15 protein-coding genes and 4 tRNA genes are annotated in these 16,835 nt (G+C 39.9%); 9 read left to right on the top strand and 10 right to left on the bottom strand.

All coding sequences use genetic code 11. From position 1 onward, the window contains the following. Positions 1 to 5 precede the first annotated feature (5 nt). The 6 genes from secE to DNJ75_RS11110 all read right to left on the bottom strand — a co-directional run bounded on the left by secE (position 6) and on the right by DNJ75_RS11110 (position 2,136). Positions 6 to 422, bottom strand: coding sequence for a preprotein translocase subunit SecE (gene secE / locus DNJ75_RS11135; protein ID WP_117003533.1), 417 nt, complete (start codon positions 420 to 422; stop codon positions 6 to 8). Positions 423 to 503: 81 nt separating this feature from the next. Then, positions 504 to 579 (bottom strand) — tRNA-Trp (locus DNJ75_RS11130). A 27-nt stretch (positions 580 to 606) separates the two neighbouring features. After that, on the bottom strand, positions 607 to 1,791 hold the full coding sequence (gene tuf / locus DNJ75_RS11125; protein ID WP_117003532.1) for an elongation factor Tu: 1,185 nt from the start codon (positions 1,789 to 1,791) through the stop codon (positions 607 to 609). 33 nt (positions 1,792 to 1,824) lie between these two features. Further along, positions 1,825 to 1,900, bottom strand: a tRNA-Thr gene (locus tag DNJ75_RS11120). Between the two features lie 65 nt (positions 1,901 to 1,965). Continuing rightward, positions 1,966 to 2,039: transfer RNA gene (locus tag DNJ75_RS11115), tRNA-Gly, on the bottom strand. A gap of 12 nt (positions 2,040 to 2,051) precedes the next feature. After that, positions 2,052 to 2,136 (bottom strand) — tRNA-Tyr (locus DNJ75_RS11110). A 114-nt stretch (positions 2,137 to 2,250) separates the two neighbouring features. On the opposite strand from DNJ75_RS11110, the gene DNJ75_RS11105 reads away from it, so the two are divergent. Further along, a complete protein-coding gene (locus DNJ75_RS11105) occupies positions 2,251 to 2,856 on the top strand; it encodes a DUF4124 domain-containing protein (protein WP_117003531.1) in 606 nt (201 codons plus the stop codon). A 4-nt stretch (positions 2,857 to 2,860) separates the two neighbouring features. Here the strand turns inward: DNJ75_RS11105 and DNJ75_RS11100 are convergent, their stop codons facing one another. After that, complete coding sequence (locus DNJ75_RS11100) at positions 2,861 to 4,339, bottom strand: ATP-binding protein (protein WP_117003530.1); 1,479 nt, start codon at positions 4,337 to 4,339, stop codon at positions 2,861 to 2,863. Positions 4,340 to 4,882: 543 nt separating this feature from the next. Between DNJ75_RS11100 and DNJ75_RS11095 the strand changes: the two genes are divergently transcribed. From DNJ75_RS11095 to DNJ75_RS11075, 5 genes are all read left to right on the top strand, one after another. Continuing rightward, entirely contained in the window at positions 4,883 to 5,917 is a 1,035-nt protein-coding gene (locus DNJ75_RS11095; RefSeq protein ID WP_224742314.1) for a sigma-70 family RNA polymerase sigma factor, read from the top strand. A gap of 169 nt (positions 5,918 to 6,086) precedes the next feature. Further along, positions 6,087 to 6,422, top strand: coding sequence for a hypothetical protein (locus DNJ75_RS11090; RefSeq protein WP_117003529.1), 336 nt, complete (start codon positions 6,087 to 6,089; stop codon positions 6,420 to 6,422). 183 nt (positions 6,423 to 6,605) lie between these two features. Beyond that, on the top strand, positions 6,606 to 7,877 hold the full coding sequence (locus tag DNJ75_RS11085; RefSeq protein WP_117003528.1) for a citrate synthase: 1,272 nt from the start codon (positions 6,606 to 6,608) through the stop codon (positions 7,875 to 7,877). Positions 7,878 to 7,948: 71 nt separating this feature from the next. After that, entirely contained in the window at positions 7,949 to 8,761 is an 813-nt protein-coding gene (locus DNJ75_RS11080; protein ID WP_117003527.1) for an alpha/beta fold hydrolase, read from the top strand. Continuing rightward, positions 8,748 to 9,608 carry a sulfurtransferase gene (locus DNJ75_RS11075; protein ID WP_117003526.1) on the top strand — a complete coding sequence of 287 codons (861 nt, stop codon included), beginning with the start codon at positions 8,748 to 8,750 and terminating at the stop codon, positions 9,606 to 9,608. The genes DNJ75_RS11080 and DNJ75_RS11075 overlap by 14 nt, the downstream gene beginning before the upstream one ends. On the opposite strand, the gene DNJ75_RS11070 is transcribed toward DNJ75_RS11075, so the two are convergent. Continuing rightward, positions 9,558 to 10,130: a flavodoxin family protein gene (locus DNJ75_RS11070; protein WP_117003547.1), complete on the bottom strand. Its 573-nt coding sequence runs from the start codon at positions 10,128 to 10,130 to the stop codon at positions 9,558 to 9,560. The two genes, DNJ75_RS11075 and DNJ75_RS11070, sit on opposite strands and share 51 nt — an antisense overlap. 181 nt (positions 10,131 to 10,311) lie before the next feature. Here DNJ75_RS11070 and DNJ75_RS11065 point away from each other — a divergent pair, with 181 nt between their 5' ends. After that, positions 10,312 to 11,580, top strand: coding sequence for an MFS transporter (locus tag DNJ75_RS11065; RefSeq protein WP_117003525.1), 1,269 nt, complete (start codon positions 10,312 to 10,314; stop codon positions 11,578 to 11,580). A 118-nt stretch (positions 11,581 to 11,698) separates the two neighbouring features. Here DNJ75_RS11065 and serS read toward each other — a convergent pair whose 3' ends face one another. Both serS and gpmI read right to left on the bottom strand, forming a co-directional pair. Next, positions 11,699 to 12,976 carry a serine--tRNA ligase gene (gene serS / locus DNJ75_RS11060; RefSeq protein ID WP_117003524.1) on the bottom strand — a complete coding sequence of 426 codons (1,278 nt, stop codon included), beginning with the start codon at positions 12,974 to 12,976 and terminating at the stop codon, positions 11,699 to 11,701. A gap of 21 nt (positions 12,977 to 12,997) precedes the next feature. Further along, on the bottom strand, positions 12,998 to 14,536 hold the full coding sequence (gpmI, locus tag DNJ75_RS11055; RefSeq protein ID WP_117003546.1) for a 2,3-bisphosphoglycerate-independent phosphoglycerate mutase: 1,539 nt from the start codon (positions 14,534 to 14,536) through the stop codon (positions 12,998 to 13,000). Positions 14,537 to 14,819: 283 nt separating this feature from the next. On the opposite strand from gpmI, the gene DNJ75_RS11050 reads away from it, so the two are divergent. Together DNJ75_RS11050 and DNJ75_RS11045 are read left to right on the top strand one after the other, a co-directional pair. Continuing rightward, complete coding sequence (locus tag DNJ75_RS11050; protein ID WP_117003523.1) at positions 14,820 to 15,908, top strand: MFS transporter; 1,089 nt, start codon at positions 14,820 to 14,822, stop codon at positions 15,906 to 15,908. A 65-nt stretch (positions 15,909 to 15,973) separates the two neighbouring features. After that, positions 15,974 to 16,835, top strand: an 862-nt coding sequence (locus tag DNJ75_RS11045; RefSeq protein ID WP_157968311.1) for a hypothetical protein, incomplete at its 3' end; no start/stop codon positions are given.

Here is a 16,835-nt window from a genome sequence, read left to right as displayed (position 1 = left end):
ACCTCTTAACTTAATATCGCCTGAATAAGATGCATAAATAGCATACCAACAAAATAAATAATTACCGACGCCACAGCAACAATCGCCAGAACAATCAATGTTGAATTAATGGTTTCTTGGCGTGTTGGCCATACGACCTTTCGCATTTCCAACCTTGCTTCAAGCACAAACTGCCAGCCTTTTGCACCTTGATTCGTCTGCTTACCTATCGCCAATAAAACAACAATACCAACAATAATAAGCACCGCCATCAATGCAGATGACTCGGTAAAAAGCGAGAAATACATACTCGAAAAAACAATGACTGCAGCGATAATCACCATCAACAACCACAACATCTTATTATTAGCGCTACTTATTTGACGCATATCAGCTTTTTTAGTGGTGGTTGTCCACACTTTTTTAGTTACTGAATCTTTCATCTAGAAGCCTCATTTCCCACTACAAACAAAAACGGCGTGCAATCTTAACACAGATTAACACGCCGTTCAAGTCAATTTATTTGGCAGGCCAGGAGGGACTCGAACCCCCAACTTGCGGTTTTGGAGACCGCTGCTCTACCAATTGAACTACTGGCCTACAAAACTTATCGAGCTATTACTGATATTAAGCAAGAATCTTAGCTACAACACCAGCACCAACCGTACGACCACCTTCACGGATAGCGAAGCGTAAGCCATCTTCCATCGCGATAGAGTTGATCAATGTAACAGTCATTTTGATGTTATCACCAGGCATTACCATCTCAACACCCTCAGGAAGCTCACATGAACCAGTTACATCCGTTGTACGGAAGTAGAACTGTGGTCTGTAACCTTTGAAGAATGGAGTATGACGCCCACCTTCTTCTTTAGATAACACATATACTTCTGCTTCAAACTTAGTGTGTGGTGTAATTGAACCTGGCTTACAAAGAACTTGACCACGCTCAACGTCATCACGTTTAAGACCACGAACTAGAATACCAACGTTCTCACCCGCTTTACCTTCATCTAGAAGCTTACGGAACATTTCAACACCAGTAACTGTCGTCTTTTGAGTCGCTCTGATACCAACAACTTCAACTTCTTCACCAACCTTGATAACGCCACGCTCAACACGTCCAGTAACAACTGTACCACGACCAGAAATTGAGAACACGTCTTCAATTGGTAACAAGAAAGGCTTGTCAGTTTCACGTTGTGGCTCAGGGATGTACTCATCAAGTGTTTTACCCAACTCAAGAATAGCATCAACCCATTTTTGCTCACCAGCTAAAGCGCCAGTTGCTGAACCTTTAATGATTGGTGTATCATCACCAGGGAATTCGTATTGATCAAGAAGCTCACGAACTTCCATCTCAACCAATTCTAATAACTCCTCGTCATCAACCATATCACACTTGTTCAAGAAAACAACGATATATGGAACACCTACCTGACGTGATAAAAGGATGTGCTCACGCGTTTGCGGCATAGGACCATCAGCAGCTGAACATACAAGAATCGCGCCATCCATCTGAGCAGCACCAGTAATCATGTTCTTAACATAATCCGCGTGCCCTGGACAGTCTACGTGTGCGTAGTGACGATTTGGTGTTTCATACTCAACGTGAGAAGTTGAAATAGTAATACCACGCGCTTTTTCTTCTGGCGCATTATCAATCTCATCGAACGCACGAGCGCTACCACCATATGCTTCTGAAAGCACTTTAGTGATCGCTGCTGTCAAAGTTGTTTTACCATGATCCACGTGACCAATCGTACCAACGTTAACGTGCGGCTTCTTACGTTCAAATTTTTCTTTAGCCATTATTTGCTCCAAAGTTTTATTAACAAACTCAACTGGTGCTCACAACCAGATTTGAACTGGTGACCTCTCCCTTACCAAGGGAGTGCTCTACCTACTGAGCTATGCGAGCTTCAATATTTTAAAACTTAATTTTTTATACTTTAATCTTTAAATACACTTTATAAATCCCTTTAATGGAGCGGGCGATGGGAATCGAACCCACGCTATCGGCTTGGAAGGCCGAAGTTCTACCATTGAACTACGCCCGCACTGGGAAATCGTGGTGGAGGGGGCAGGATTCGAACCTGCGAAGGCTGAGCCGTCAGATTTACAGTCTGATCCCTTTGGCCGCTCGGGAACCCCTCCAGCGTGCTGGCGACAATCATAGGGCTTTAGTTTTTAAAAATCAACTTTTTTTCATCGATTTTTTTGCCTATAATTTCATGCACCAGATTTTGAAAACTTAAGCAGTTAAGACGCGTGCAAGTATATACGAAAGCAAAATCATTTTGCCAGCATTTTTTGCTATTAATTTTAGTTTTTTTCATCTTCACAGCGAATGCTGAGATATATCAGTGGCAAGATGAAAATGGCAATACTGTTTTCTCTAATACACCGCCCGGCGAAAGCACTGATACAACCACTGTTGATACACAAACGTTAAACGTTATTGCTCAGACACATAGCAAAACTGATAGTGAAGATGCCGATGATAATAGCACTGAAGCTTTAAACACAATGACCTCAACGCTTAAAAAAAAACTTTCTGAACATATCGATAATCAAAAAAGCACGCTTAATATAAAAATCACATCTCCCGCCAATAACACGCATGTTCATAACTTCTATCCATTAATTCCCATCCAGACCTCTCCACCACTATCAGCCAAAGCCAAAGTGATGGTGATTGCGAATGAACATGAGGCAAACGCGGTTTATCAAAATGACACATGGAATATTCCAAGACCTCTTCCTGGCAAGAACGACATAAGCCTCTACGGCAAGACTGAAGCAGGGGAGTCTTTTTTCTCTGACTCAATCACCATGTATATTCATAACAGTCGCGTCAAACAAAATCTCAAATGAGTTTTTAACTACTCACGATTGTTTTACTTATGGGAAACTGTAGCACGATCGTCAAACCTTGCCCTCCATCCGAGGTGCGCGCGGCTATCTGCCCATCATGCAATCTGACAATCTCCTTAACAATTGAAAGCCCAAGACCGCTACCAGCTTGCCCCGTCCCTGCTTCACGATAAAATCGATCAAAAATTCGCTTTTGCTTATCTTCAGCAATCCCAATGCCGTTATCAACAAACTCAAATAAGACTTCTGATTTTGCCACATAACTATATAAAATAACTTTACCACCATCGAGGGTATAACGAATGGCATTATCAATAAGATTCCTAAATAAAATATTTATTAATGTTTCGCTAGCATAAACAACCGCTGCTGACTTACTTGGCAAGAACTCTAACTCAATATTCTTTTGCAGCGCCAATAACGCCAACTCCGCAAGTTGATTCTCAGCAATATTATTTAAATTCACATTTTTTTTATCAGGCAAATCCTGCTGCGGCTCTAAGCGACTTAACGTCAGCAGTTGGTCAATAATATAAAAATATCGATCGGCGCCACTGATAATATTGGCAATGCGCTTTTTAATCTCAACCATGTCATCCAAGTTAAGCGCAACCTCAGCTTGTGTTTTCAATGCTGCCAATGGCGTTTTTAATTCATGCGCTGCATCTCCAGCAAAGCGCTTCTCACGCTCTAACACCTTACTAAATTTTTGAAATAGAATATTTAATTGATTTAATAGCGGAATCACTTCAGGCGGCGCTGTTTTAACAGCAATTGGTTCAAGCTTACGTGGATCTTTGACTGCAATTGCACGGCGAATATCAGATAAAGGTCGCAAAGCCAGTTGCACCACAATAAATATAGATAGCAATAGAAATATATATAGCGTGATCAAATCCCACAAAGCGCTGCGAAACAAATTCAAAAACATTTGATGCTTAAAATCAGAGCTTACCAACACCACAATGCGATACGGTTGATAGCGACTATTAATGCTAAACATATTCCATAATTGCGATCCTTGTGACGTTTTTAGCTTAACCGTTTGAAAGCTGTCAAGTTCCGTCTTTTGAAAAGTAGACACATCCGGTGATCCTGTTGAATGCAAAATCAAATTACCACTGCGGCGATCATAAACCTGAAAAGCAAATGAATCTTTATACACATTATCAAATTGTGCAATTTTGGGCTTTAAGTTCCCTGCGATATTTTCAAGCGTTGTTAAAGAGTTAGATTCCAGCAAATCACTTAACTGACGTTTTGAACTATCAGTAATCGCGGCAGACAATAAGGCATCAATCGCATTGGCACTGTTAACCATTTGCATTTTAAATAAATCTTCGTTTTGTTGACGCATCTGATAATAGTTAAAGACACCTAAAATAAAAATTGAGCAGCTAATCAGCAATATTAAACAGATACTTAAAAACTTTTGAATCGATAACCTGTTATTAAGAAAAGTAAAGTAATTCGCGCGTTCCATAATACTCAAAACATTCAAAGTAACTAGGCATAAGTAGCCATGCAGATATTATCAGGTATTTTTTGGATTCTCGGATCAAGTCCGAGAATGACAGTGAGTTGTCATATTCGGGCTTGATCCGAATATCCATTATACCAATAAACCATTGCTTAGATACTTAATAAGACATTATCCTAGCATGTAAGTGATTGCCAATCATATCGGACTTATTAAGGATAATCCAGCATAACTGGGCGAGGTTTTTAATTGGTAAAAATAAATACTTTTACAGAGATTGACTATCAGGCTTGCCATCTTATTTATATTAAGGGTACGATAATCACCGACAGGGACATAAAAATATCTGATAACACATAATCATATAGCCTACAGCAGATTCATCATTCTGCTCTTTCGCATATGAAGCGTTGTTGCGATAATGTTAAAGAGGTCATAGAACGGGTTGTTATGCAAAGAAACCACAACAAGTCAATGCATAGTATGCCACCCTTTTGATAACAGTAGTTCTAACCATTCTATAAATAGGGTAATAAGGAGATAGACGTGTTACAACCAGCTAAACAAGATAAGTTTGACAACAAACCAGACAATATCGTTAACACGCTCAAAAACAATCACATCGAAAACAGTGATGATGACGATATCAATGATAATGATTATACACTTGATAACTCTAATGATGATGACGATGACAATGCATTTAACAACACAGAAGTTGATGCCCATGATTTTTCGCACGTAGATAATGACGCCACGCGCATGTATCTTGTAGATATTGGCTTTAGACCATTATTAACAAAAGACGAGGAATTCTACTACGCTCAAAAGGTACAACAAGGCGACTTAAAAGCAAAAAACATCATGATTGAGAGCAACTTACGTCTTGTTGTGAAAATTGCCAAACGTTACAAGCCACGTGGTAATAGCTTAAGCTTTCTTGATTTGATTGCCGAAGGTAATCTTGGCTTGATTCGTGCTGTTGAGAAATTCGACCCTGAACTGGGTTGGCGATTTTCAACCTATGCTACTTGGTGGATACGCCAGAATATTGAACGCGCACTATTAAATCACCAACGCACAATTCGCGTTCCTGTCCATATATTAAAAGAACTCAATGTTTATTTGCGCGCAGCAACGGAGCTAACTAAGCTTCTTGATCATGAGCCATCCCCTGAGGAAATTGCTGAGTTTATTGACCGCCCTGTTGAGGATATCCGTAAAATCCTCACCTCAACCGTACCAATGGATTCATTGGATGACTCCTATGATGATTCCAATCGCAGCATGCTTGAGACAATTGCCGATGAGCAAACCAGTGATCCGGAGGATATCCATTTACATCAAAAAGCCGCGCAATTCATTGATCAATGGCTTGATGAGTTAAGTGACAATCAACGCGCAGTGCTATCAATGCGCTTTGGTCTGCGCGGCTATGACATCCAAACACTTGAAGAGACAGGCACACAAATTGGGCTGACGCGTGAGCGCGTACGTCAAATTCAGGTTGATGCATTACGCCGCTTAAAAGTAATTGCTGCGGCTAACAATATTGATGCCAACCTATTCTCTAAACAGTAAACATCCCTATCACAAACTATTTTACGATGATTGTATAAATCAATATTATAGCTTTGATAAAATTTTGTCATTTCTAGCAAGCACTGATAAAGAATAAACTGACCCTAACTTCTTGAGCACATGATGCAAAGGAAGCATTTTGTTCATATCACTTATCAGGAGAAATATTATGAAAGGCATTAAAAACATTGGGTCTATCCTTGTTGTTATCGCAAGTATTTTAGGTATTATTTTCGCAGCGACACTTATGGGCTATTCAGTTGTAGTAGGTGTTTGGGGAATTATCTTATCTGCCGTTTCACTGCTGTTAGGCTTCTTAACATTTGCCAATACCAAATCAACAGTAAGCACGATATTCGTTATCACGTTTATTCTAGCCATCATTACCGCGAGCTTCTCAGTCGGCGGACTTGAAAAAAGCATGATCTTGCAACTTATTGCGAGCATCATTGGCTTTATTGGAACGATTGCATTACCAAAATCATCATCTGCGCATGCTATTTAAGACTCAGCATCCCTCCCAACTCTTTGGGTGTCTTTATTTGACAACTGTAGGGATATAAGCTTAAATATGCCTCAGAATTTTTTACTTACCTGCATAAACTAAAGCAACACAAAAACTCTCTTGCTGACTTCTGTCACAATGGAGTTTTGCGCTGTTTAAATGTGCCAAATCATGGAGATCAACATGTCTGAAACTGCTGTTTTAAACATCCAACACAAAAATTTATCATTAACGCTACCAATTCACACTCCTGTATTAGGTCAACAAACTGTTGATGTATCTTCTTTAGTTAAAGAAGGTTTATTCACTTACGACCCAGGCTTTCTCTCAACCGCAGCGTGCTGGTCAAAAATCACTTATATTAACGGTGGTCAAGGCGTGCTTCTGCATCGCGGTTACCCTATTGAGCAATGGGTTGAAAAATCACACTACCTGAATCTTTGTTATGCTTTATTAAATGACAAATTACCAAGCGCTAATGAGGTTACTGCATTTAGTCAACGTATTTTAGACCACATGCCTGCATGTGAGCATGTTGCGCATACAATCAAAGCATTCCCGAAAGACACGCACCCGATGGCAGCCTTAATGGCAGCAGTGAGTGTTATGTCTGCAGAAAATCAAAAAACAATGAATAAGAAAGATCCTGAGCAACAAATAGCAATGGCAGAAAAAATCATTGCACGCATCCCAACATTAGTTGCAATGACTTATCGCCACCGTAATGGCTTACCTTTTATGGCACCTAAGAAATCTTTTTCATATGCTGAAAACTTCCTATATATGATGTTCGCCGACAATGAAAATTACCAACCAGACCCATTAGCTGCACGCGCAATGGATACGATTTTCATATTACATGCTGATCATGAGCAAAATGCATCGACTTCAACTGTACGCCTTGCTGGCTCCACAGGTACTGACCCATATGCCGCTATTGTTGCTGGTATTGCCGCTCTTTGGGGACCAGCTCACGGTGGTGCTAATGAAGCAGTTGTTAAAATGCTTGAGCAAATTGGTGATGTAAGCAATATCGATAAGTTTATTGAGCGCGCTAAAGACAAAGAAGATCCATTTCGATTAATGGGCTTTGGGCATCGCGTATACAAAAATACCGATCCACGTGCAACAGCCATGAAAAAAGCATGTGAAAGCATCCTTAATCAAATGGGTGATAGCAATAACCCATTGCTACACATTGCCAAGAAACTTGAAGCAATTGCTTTAAATGACAGCTACTTTATTGAAAGAAAACTATTCCCAAATGTGGATTTCTACTCAGGCATCATTTTAAAAGCACTAGATATCCCAACTTATATGTATACGCCAATTTTTGCGTTAGCTCGTACTTCTGGTTGGATCTCTCAGTATCTAGAAATGTACAACGATCCTACAATGAAAATTGGACGCCCACGTCAACTTTATATCGGTGAAAACAAAAGAGATCTTCCATAGCCATTCTGTGCTTGCAAAATTCCTGCTAAATATTCTTTGAGAGTTCAATATAATTAGGTTAAGGATAACCCATGATGCTTAAAAACATTCTCCGCAATAATCGCGAGATTAACTGTCATTATCACAAACATGACCGTAGCCCAATAACACTAGTATTTATCCATGGCATGGGCGGACGTCAAACGCAATGGCATCATCAGATAACATTTTTCAAGCAGTTTTTTAACGTCATTACACTAGACTTACCAGGGCATGGACAAAGCCCTGTTATTGCAAATAACAAGAAAAATCCTTACACGCTTGATGAGTATGTTAACGATATTGCCCATGTTATTTCGGAATTAGGTAGCGCTCATAATATTATCATTGGACATTCACGAGGTGGTGCGTATGCTTATGCCACCGCTCAAAAACATAGCTTAAGCCTTAATATTACTCAGCTTATACTCATCAGCCCATCGCCATGCACCAAGCTTGATGCTGAAAATTTTGCCTTTTGGAACCAGTCTCTTGATGTCTTAGAAAGCATCCGTGACAACATGAATCAATTTTTCGCATCCTCAGGCTTCCACCCCGATACGCAACAAACACTTATTGATGAGCAAGTTAATGCCGGCAAAACTAATGATTTAGAGGTAATCAAAAAGTTAAACTTAGGAATGCATGATATTGAAAATGCAGACAACTTCAGCATTCCAACACTATTAATCACCTCACCTGAGGATAAAATTGTTGGTGCTGACAGCAGTATTAGCTTTTATCAAAACATTAAAAACATCACATATGTGAGCATGAGCAAAAGCGGGCATTTTGCGCCATTAGAAGAACCTGAGCAAATTAATAAAATTATTTTGGACTGGATACTTAATCATGCTACATCTTAAAGAAACAACTTTTGTTAGCACAAAGTGGCTCCATAATAACTTAAATCTACCACAGCTCGTTATCCTTGATGCGACACTCACCGATAAAAAGTGTAGTGCCTCATTTATTCCACAAAGTCGCTACTTTGATTTGAAGCAGCACTTTAGCGACTTAAATAATTCTTTGCCACACACATTACCTCAAGCTCAAGACTTTGCTCTTGCTGCAGCAAAACTTGGCATCCATAACGACAGTATAATCGTGGTCTATGACCAAAATGGCATTTACTCGAGTGTGCGCTGTTGGTGGATGTTTAAAGCGATGGGACATCATAATATTTATATCATAGATGGCGGTCTGCCACAGTGGCTTAATGATAAGCTACCAACGACAACTTGCTATATCACAGCCGCTACAGAATATTTCACAGCCACGCTAACAAATGGGTGCTTTTGTGACAAAGAGCACATATTAAATAATTTAGATAGTAAGTCCGCCATTGTCTTTGATGCAAGATCACCCGCACGCTTTAGCGCACGAGAACCCGAGACACGTGACAACCTAAACTCAGGTCATATCCCACAATCTATTAATATGCACTACGCCAGCGTCCTTGATCAAGGTTGCTTTAAATCTAAAGAAACCTTAGCAGCAATGTTTGCCACTTACGCACCTAGTCTACAACAACCACTTATTTTTACATGTGGTTCAGGTGTCACTGCTTGCATATTGGCAGCAGCTGCAAAGCTTGTTGGGTATCGCAATATCAGCGTTTATGATGGATCGTGGAGTGAATGGGGTAATAAAAAACTGCAATTACCTTTTTGCCAACAAAATCACATACTCTGCGATGCGTCGCCCAAATAATTCAGCCGTTCTTTTGTCACCAATCGGAGGAGTTACTTCCGGGGAGTCATTTTCTGATTGTGTCATGAGCCCCAAAGATCCGCCCATGCGATTAAGTGCTTCCAAATGCCCACTATGATGCTCATTTTGCCCAGAAGTATTATCAATACCCAATGACAACCACAACATACCATGCTGACAAGCAAAGGTGCATAACTGCATTAACACGTTAAACTTATCGCCACTTAGAGAGCCTGAGTTGGTAAACCCCGCGGCAAGCTTATCTTTCCAGCCTTTTTTTAGCCAAACTTTTGATGCATCATCCATAAACTTTTTGAATTGGTATGGCACCGAACCCATATACGTTGGCGCACCAAAAACAATCGCTTCATAATCATTAAGGGCATCGACATCTTGCAACTCATCAACACTAATAAGCACCGCATGCACTTTTTTTAGAGCATTGACACCCACTCTAATATGCTCTGCTACTTTCTTAGTATGACCATAACCACTGTAATAAACGATTGCTACATTTTTCATGTTAAAAATGATATTCATTCTTAAATAAAGTATTGGCATTGTAGCACGCCTAAGGTGAGATTCAATAAAGCCTCTCAAACAAAAACATTATCAGTTTGACGCCACCAGTTTAGGGTGCATTTCAGAATCAATATCTGCTAGACTTACGCACACTAAAAATTCATATAACAAGTGTTTTCTTATGACTACTGATCAGCGCCCACAAAGGGTTACCTTTTTTGGGTGTTTTTTATTTCTACTTGGCAGCCTCTTCTTTATCTATGAGTATTTTGCACGAACCTCGTTGGACTCTTTAAATGCCATGCCACACAATGCATTTGCCAACAGCTTACACATCACGCCTGAACAATTAAGTCTAATTGGTGCCGCCTACGCGATCGCTTATTCAGTGATGCAAATTCCGGTAGGCATTATTTTGGATCGCTTTGGCGTACGTAAGGTGGGGACTTTTGCTATTTTATGGTGCGCTATTGGCGTTTTGGTCTTTAGCTTCGCCTCAAGCTTTTATTCTGCATTTATTGGTCGATTTTTTATTGGTTTTGGCTCAGCCTTTGCCTTTATCCTGCTCCTTAAAATCGTGCTTGATTGGTTTCCACACCGCATTCTAGGTCTTGTGGTTGGCATGACTCAGATTCTTGGTGTAATTGGTCCTATTCTCTCCAACGTACCCTTAGCTTACGCACTTGAATCGGTGGATTATCAATGGCGCATTGTTTTTTATTTTATAACCATTGCAGGCATTATATTGTCAGTTATTTTCTTGATATTTGCACGTGATCGTCAATCAACAAAAAACATCCTATCAATTAAAGAAGTAACACTGCAGACGTTATCACTTTTTAGATATCGTCAAATTATTATCATCGCTATTTTTGCTTTTTTTATCTATCCAGCTGCTGAGCTATTTGGCTCGCTATATGGCTCTAGTTACTTGGTTAGCATGGGCTACTCACAAATCTCAGCAAGCTCTGCGATTCAATTTATTTGGCTTGGCATGGGGCTTGGCAGCCCAATATTAGGGCTATGTTCAGACTTAATGCGTAAACGTAAGCCCGTCCTTTATGTAGCTGCATTAATAGGTGTAATTGCCTCATCGATTATCGTTTGTCTACCGAATTTACATTTACACGTATATTACTTACTGTTTTTCTTATTTGGATTTGCCACAGGTGCTCAGGCCATTTCTTTTAGCGTTGTAGTTGAAAACGTGCCAAGAAAGCTTGAAGCAACGGCAATGGCATTTAACAATATGAGTGTTGTTTTAGGTGCTGCGATTATTCAAATACTAGGCGGCATCACCTTGAGTAAAATAGCATTAAGCTCAACACACTTTAGCACGCAAAATTATGAGGTAATGCTGAGCATTAGTATTATCTTTTTTGCAGTGGCTTTTGTTTTTAGCTTATTTTTTATTAAAGAAACACACTGTCAAAGGCAAATTAACAATTAAATAATGACTCAAAAACAAGTTGCGTCAGCTAGTACCTCTCCCCTTGCGGGAGAGGTCGTGCAGCTCAAGCTGCGCGGGTGAGGGGGTAATTGAAGCTCAACTTATTTTTACATTATTACTAGGCTTTAATGACATGTAATCCACCCATATATTTACGCAGCACTTCAGGTACAACGATAGAACCATCTTTTTGCTGATAATTCTCTAATACAGCAACAAGCGTCCTACCAACTGCTAAACCTGAGCCATTTAATGTATGCAACAGCTCTGGCTTACTCATATCTTTTGATTTAAACCGTGCTTGCATACGTCTGGCTTGGAAATCACCACACCAGCTACAAGATGAAATCTCGCGATAGGTATTTTGTGATGGAATCCAAACTTCCAAATCATAGGTTTTACGTGCGGAAAAGCCCATATCCCCTGTACATAAGGTTAGTACACGATAAGGTAGTTCAAGCTTTTGTAACACTGCTTCGGCATGTGAGGTTAACTCTTCCAACGCATTTAAGCCTTCATCAGGTATGACGATATGCACCATTTCAACTTTTTCAAATTGATGCTGACGGATAAGCCCACGGGTATCGCGACCATAAGATCCCGCCTCACTACGAAAGCATGGTGTATGTCCTACGAATTTCAATGGCAAGCTTTCAGCTGGAATAATTTCATCACGTACGATATTGGTAATTGGGACTTCCGCCGTAGGAATTAAGCTAAATGGGAATTGCTCTTGAATATTAAAAAGATCTTCTGAAAACTTCGGCAATTGTCCTGTGCCAAACAATGAATCCTTGTTGACAAGATAAGGCACATAAACTTCATTATAGCCATGTTCATTAACATGCAAATCAATCATAAACTGTGTCAATGCACGCTGTAACTGCGCGATTTCTTTCTTAAGCACAACAAAGCGACTTCCTGTTAACTTAGAGGCAGTTTGGAAGTCCATACCACCAATCTTCTCACCTAAATCAACATGATCTTTCACTTCAAAATCAAACTGCTTTGACTCACCCCAGCGTCTGATTTCAAGGTTGTCATTTTCATCTTTGCCCACAGGAATATCATTCGCTGGCAAGTTTGGCATTTCCGCAATAATCGCCGTTATTTGATCTTGAATCGCTTTTAGCTCATCCTCTAGCGCTTTAAGCTCATCACCCAAGTTAGCAACTTCTGCCAGAATACTTGATGCATCTTTTTTTTGTGCTTTGAGCATCCCGATTTGTTTTGAAGCGGCATTACGCTTAGCTTGTAAATCTTGTGTTTTCTGCTGAACGATACGACGCTCTTCTTCCAATGCATTAAAGGCATGGATATCAAGCATATAACCACGCGTTAATAGCCCTTTAGCTACTGCATCAATATCACTTCTTAATAATTTAGGGTCAATCATTTACTCTTTACTCACATTTTTTTAATCAAACTTTAAAATAGACTTGCCAGTCATCTCTTTAGGTTGCTTCACTCCAATCACTGCCAGGATCGTTGGAGCAATATCCGATAATTTGCCATCGCTTAATGCAACTGAAGCTTTCTTATTCCCTTGATAAATAAAAGGCACCGGATTGGTGGTGTGTGCTGTATGCATCTTACCTGTTTCAGGGTCAACCATTTGATCTGCATTACCGTGATCTGCGGTAATAAACAAATTACCATTGATCGTATGAACAGCATCAGCAACACGTCCAATACATATATCTAAAGCCTCAATGGCTTTAACTGCTGCGTCATAATTGCCCGTATGCCCCACCATATCAGAGTTGGCATAATTACAAATAATCACATCATATTTTTGTGCGGTAATCGCATCAACGAGTTTATCCGTCACCTCATAAGCGTTCATTTCAGGCTGTAAATCATAGGTAGCCACTTTAGGCGATGGCACCAAAATACGATCTTCACCGCCAAATGGCGCTTCCTGACCGCCATTAAAGAAAAAGGTCACATGTGCATATTTTTCAGTTTCGGCAATTCTCAGCTGCGTCATATGTTGATCTGCCAATACTTGACCTAATATATTGGTTAGCTTCTCAGGTGCGTAAGCAACGTGTGCTTTAATATCATCAGCATATTTTGTTAAGGTCACAAAATGCACTTTAGGAAAAACTTGGCGCTTAAAGCCAGAAAACTCACTATCGGTAAACACATGTGATAATTGGCGCGCACGATCAGAGCGGAAATTCATAAATATAACACTATCACCATCAGCGATTGTCACTGCCTGATTGTGCTTTTTGATGATTGTCGGCTTAACAAACTCATCATTCTCATTGCGTGCATATGCCATATTTAATGCTTCTTCAGCACTATCCGCTGTGTATTCTGCTTTGGCTATTGTCATCGCATCATAGGCTTTCTCAACACGATCCCAACGATTATCACGATCCATTGCATAATAGCGCCCGCTAACACTTGCAATATAGCCAACACCAAGTTTTGACAATAACGCATCAACTTTTTGCAATGAGCTTTCCGCTGAGCGTGGCGGCATATCGCGCCCGTCTAAAAAAGCATGAACAAATACTTTTTTTGCACCTCGTTCGGCAGCGAGCTTAATCATTGCAATAATATGGTCTTCATGCGAATGCACGCCACCTGGCGATAAGAGTCCCAAAATATGCACGGCTTTGTCACCTTTCACGGCTTGATCAACAGCATTGGTGAGCACTTTATTATCAAAGAAACTTTTATCTTTAATTGCTTCATCAATCCGTGTTAGCTCTTGGTATACAATACGACCTGAGCCAATATTAATATGCCCAACTTCCGAATTACCCATCTGTCCTTGTGGTAAACCCACCATCAACCCTGAGGCGTTAATTAAGGTATGCGTGGAATGTTGCCAAATACTATCCCAATTGGGTTTATTGGCATTATTAATGGCATTATCTTTATTTTCTTCGCGATAACCCCAACCATCGAGTATCAATAAAACAGTCGTTTGCTTTTTCATAAAATCTCCAGAAAAACAGATTGATCTATTGTATGCGCTCGATAGCCAAAAGGCTAGATAGTTGTAGTTAAAGTCTCTTACGCTAAAAACTGCTTTTTGATTGTAGCGTCCTCGAGTATTTGGCGTTGATGGTCTCACGGTAAGTGCTAAAATATTATAAGATATTTGCACCACAGACGCACCCATTGTTTAAATCAACTTAACTTATGTCAATATTTCCAGATATTGTTAATTTACATCATCACACATACAATTCTGAACAAATCATATTCAGGATATCATTATGAAAACATATAAAATCGCCATACTATTAAGCTATCTGTCCATTGCCTCAGTATCTGCAGTAATACTTACACCTGCATTGCCACAAATTGGCAAATTTTACTCACTTGCCCCTTCAAGCCTCTCATGGTTTGTCGGCATTTTTTTATTTGGCTATGTTTTTGGTCAGCTGATTTATGCCCCCCTTGCCAATCGTTTTGGCAGACTCAAAGCCATTCGCTTTGGTTTTATCATTAACTTAATCGGTTTGGTTATATGCTATATTGCGGCAACCAATATGCTATCTAGCTATAGCTTGTTACTTTTAGGTCGGGTTATTACCGCACTTGGTTCTTCTGCGGGGTTGGCGTGTACTTTCACGTTAGTCAATGAGCTTTTGAATGAAGCGCAAGCAAAGAAAGCAATCTCTTATTCCATGCTGTCTTTTATGCTCGGTATTGGCATTGCCGTCACTCTCGGTGGCGTTGTCACGCAATACTTACAGTGGCAAGATCTATTTTTTATCTTGTTTATTCATGGCGTGCTTGCCTATTTATCAACGTTTTTGTTCCATGAAACACTACAAGAAAAACACTCATTACATCCAATAGCGATTGCCCAAAGATACGCACATGCATTAAAAAATCATCGTTTACGCCATTATGCGTTGATTATTGGCTTATGCTCAACGGTATCCTATGGCTACGCAGCAGCGGCACCAATGATCGCACAACACATGCTGCATTTGACACCTAGCGAATATGGCTATTGGAATTTAATCGCATTAGCGGGCACTCTGATAAGTGGCTTAAGCGCGCCACGCATACTGCATCGATTTGATGTCAATAAGATTATTATAGTTGCCATTGCTATTATTTTTATTGGTGCAATATTGCTTTATCTTAGCGTTCAATTTAATGCTCGAGCATTAGTGTTCTTTCTTATTTGTGCAGTACTGTATTACTTCAGCGGACTATTATTTCCAAGTGCCACACTGTTTGCTTCATCTGCCATTAAAGATAAGGCATCTGCGTCATCCATGATGAGCTTTATGAATATGGGCTCAGCAAGGGCGCATTCGCGATTTGTGGGTAAATCAGCTGTAGTTTAACTTGAACTGAATGCGATACTTATGTACAAATACCCTACTGCCTTTAAAACATAAGCAAGTTACGGATGAATTTAGCTGAGCAAAACCTAGAAACGATTCAAAATGAGATATCAAATACGATAGTAGAGCTATCTAAGCTTAACACCGTTACGGAAAATAAGCTTGATAAAGATCGTATTGAGCATGCACAAGATCTATCAAGCAAACTCTCCGACTTATACGCAGCATTAAGTCACCAAGAGAAAGTTCTCAGTGACTCATTCAAAAAAGATGAAAAAGCACAGTTAGATGCCACAGGCAAGCGCTACATTTTCAAAGGCTACAGGGCGACTAATGTGATGTATCGCAATGGCAACCGTTTTGATATTTATATGCCTTATTATCTTTTCAAAGGAACAAATAACGGCAAAGGCACGGGCTGTAAGCCAGGCTTGCAATTACTGGGTATTCACCATGCTATATCCAATGGTTTAAGCACCTATATTGCGATGCTTTCGGCAGCATTGAGCTCATATGATGAAGTCAAAAAGCATCTTGCTAAAGTCAACATCCATTTGTCAGTGACGTCAATTGTTAAGATCAGCAAACATATCAGTAAATTAGCACGCCTAAGTCAGTCGGCTGAAAAGTATTTATCAGGATTTAACAACACCAACACAATCGTTGTATCGATAGATGGCGGTCGCATTAGAATACGAAGTAAAAAGCGAGGTTCAAAGACAGCTAAGAAGCGTAATCGATTTAAGGGTCAGTGGCGAGAGGTTAAGCTATTTGTTATTTACGTGGTTGATGATAAAGGCAATAAGATTAAGAAGGAGTTACCGATTATTGATGGCATCATCGGTAGTCCTCAGAAGGTTTTTAATTTACTCAAAAACTACTTGGCGGGACTTGATTTAAACACAGTGAATAATTTTGTTTTTGTTG

Source organism: Cysteiniphilum litorale, from assembly GCF_003428165.1.
Taxonomy (GTDB): Bacteria; Pseudomonadota; Gammaproteobacteria; order Francisellales; family Francisellaceae; genus Caedibacter; species Caedibacter litoralis.
This window is presented reverse-complemented; position numbering and strand designations above follow the sequence as displayed.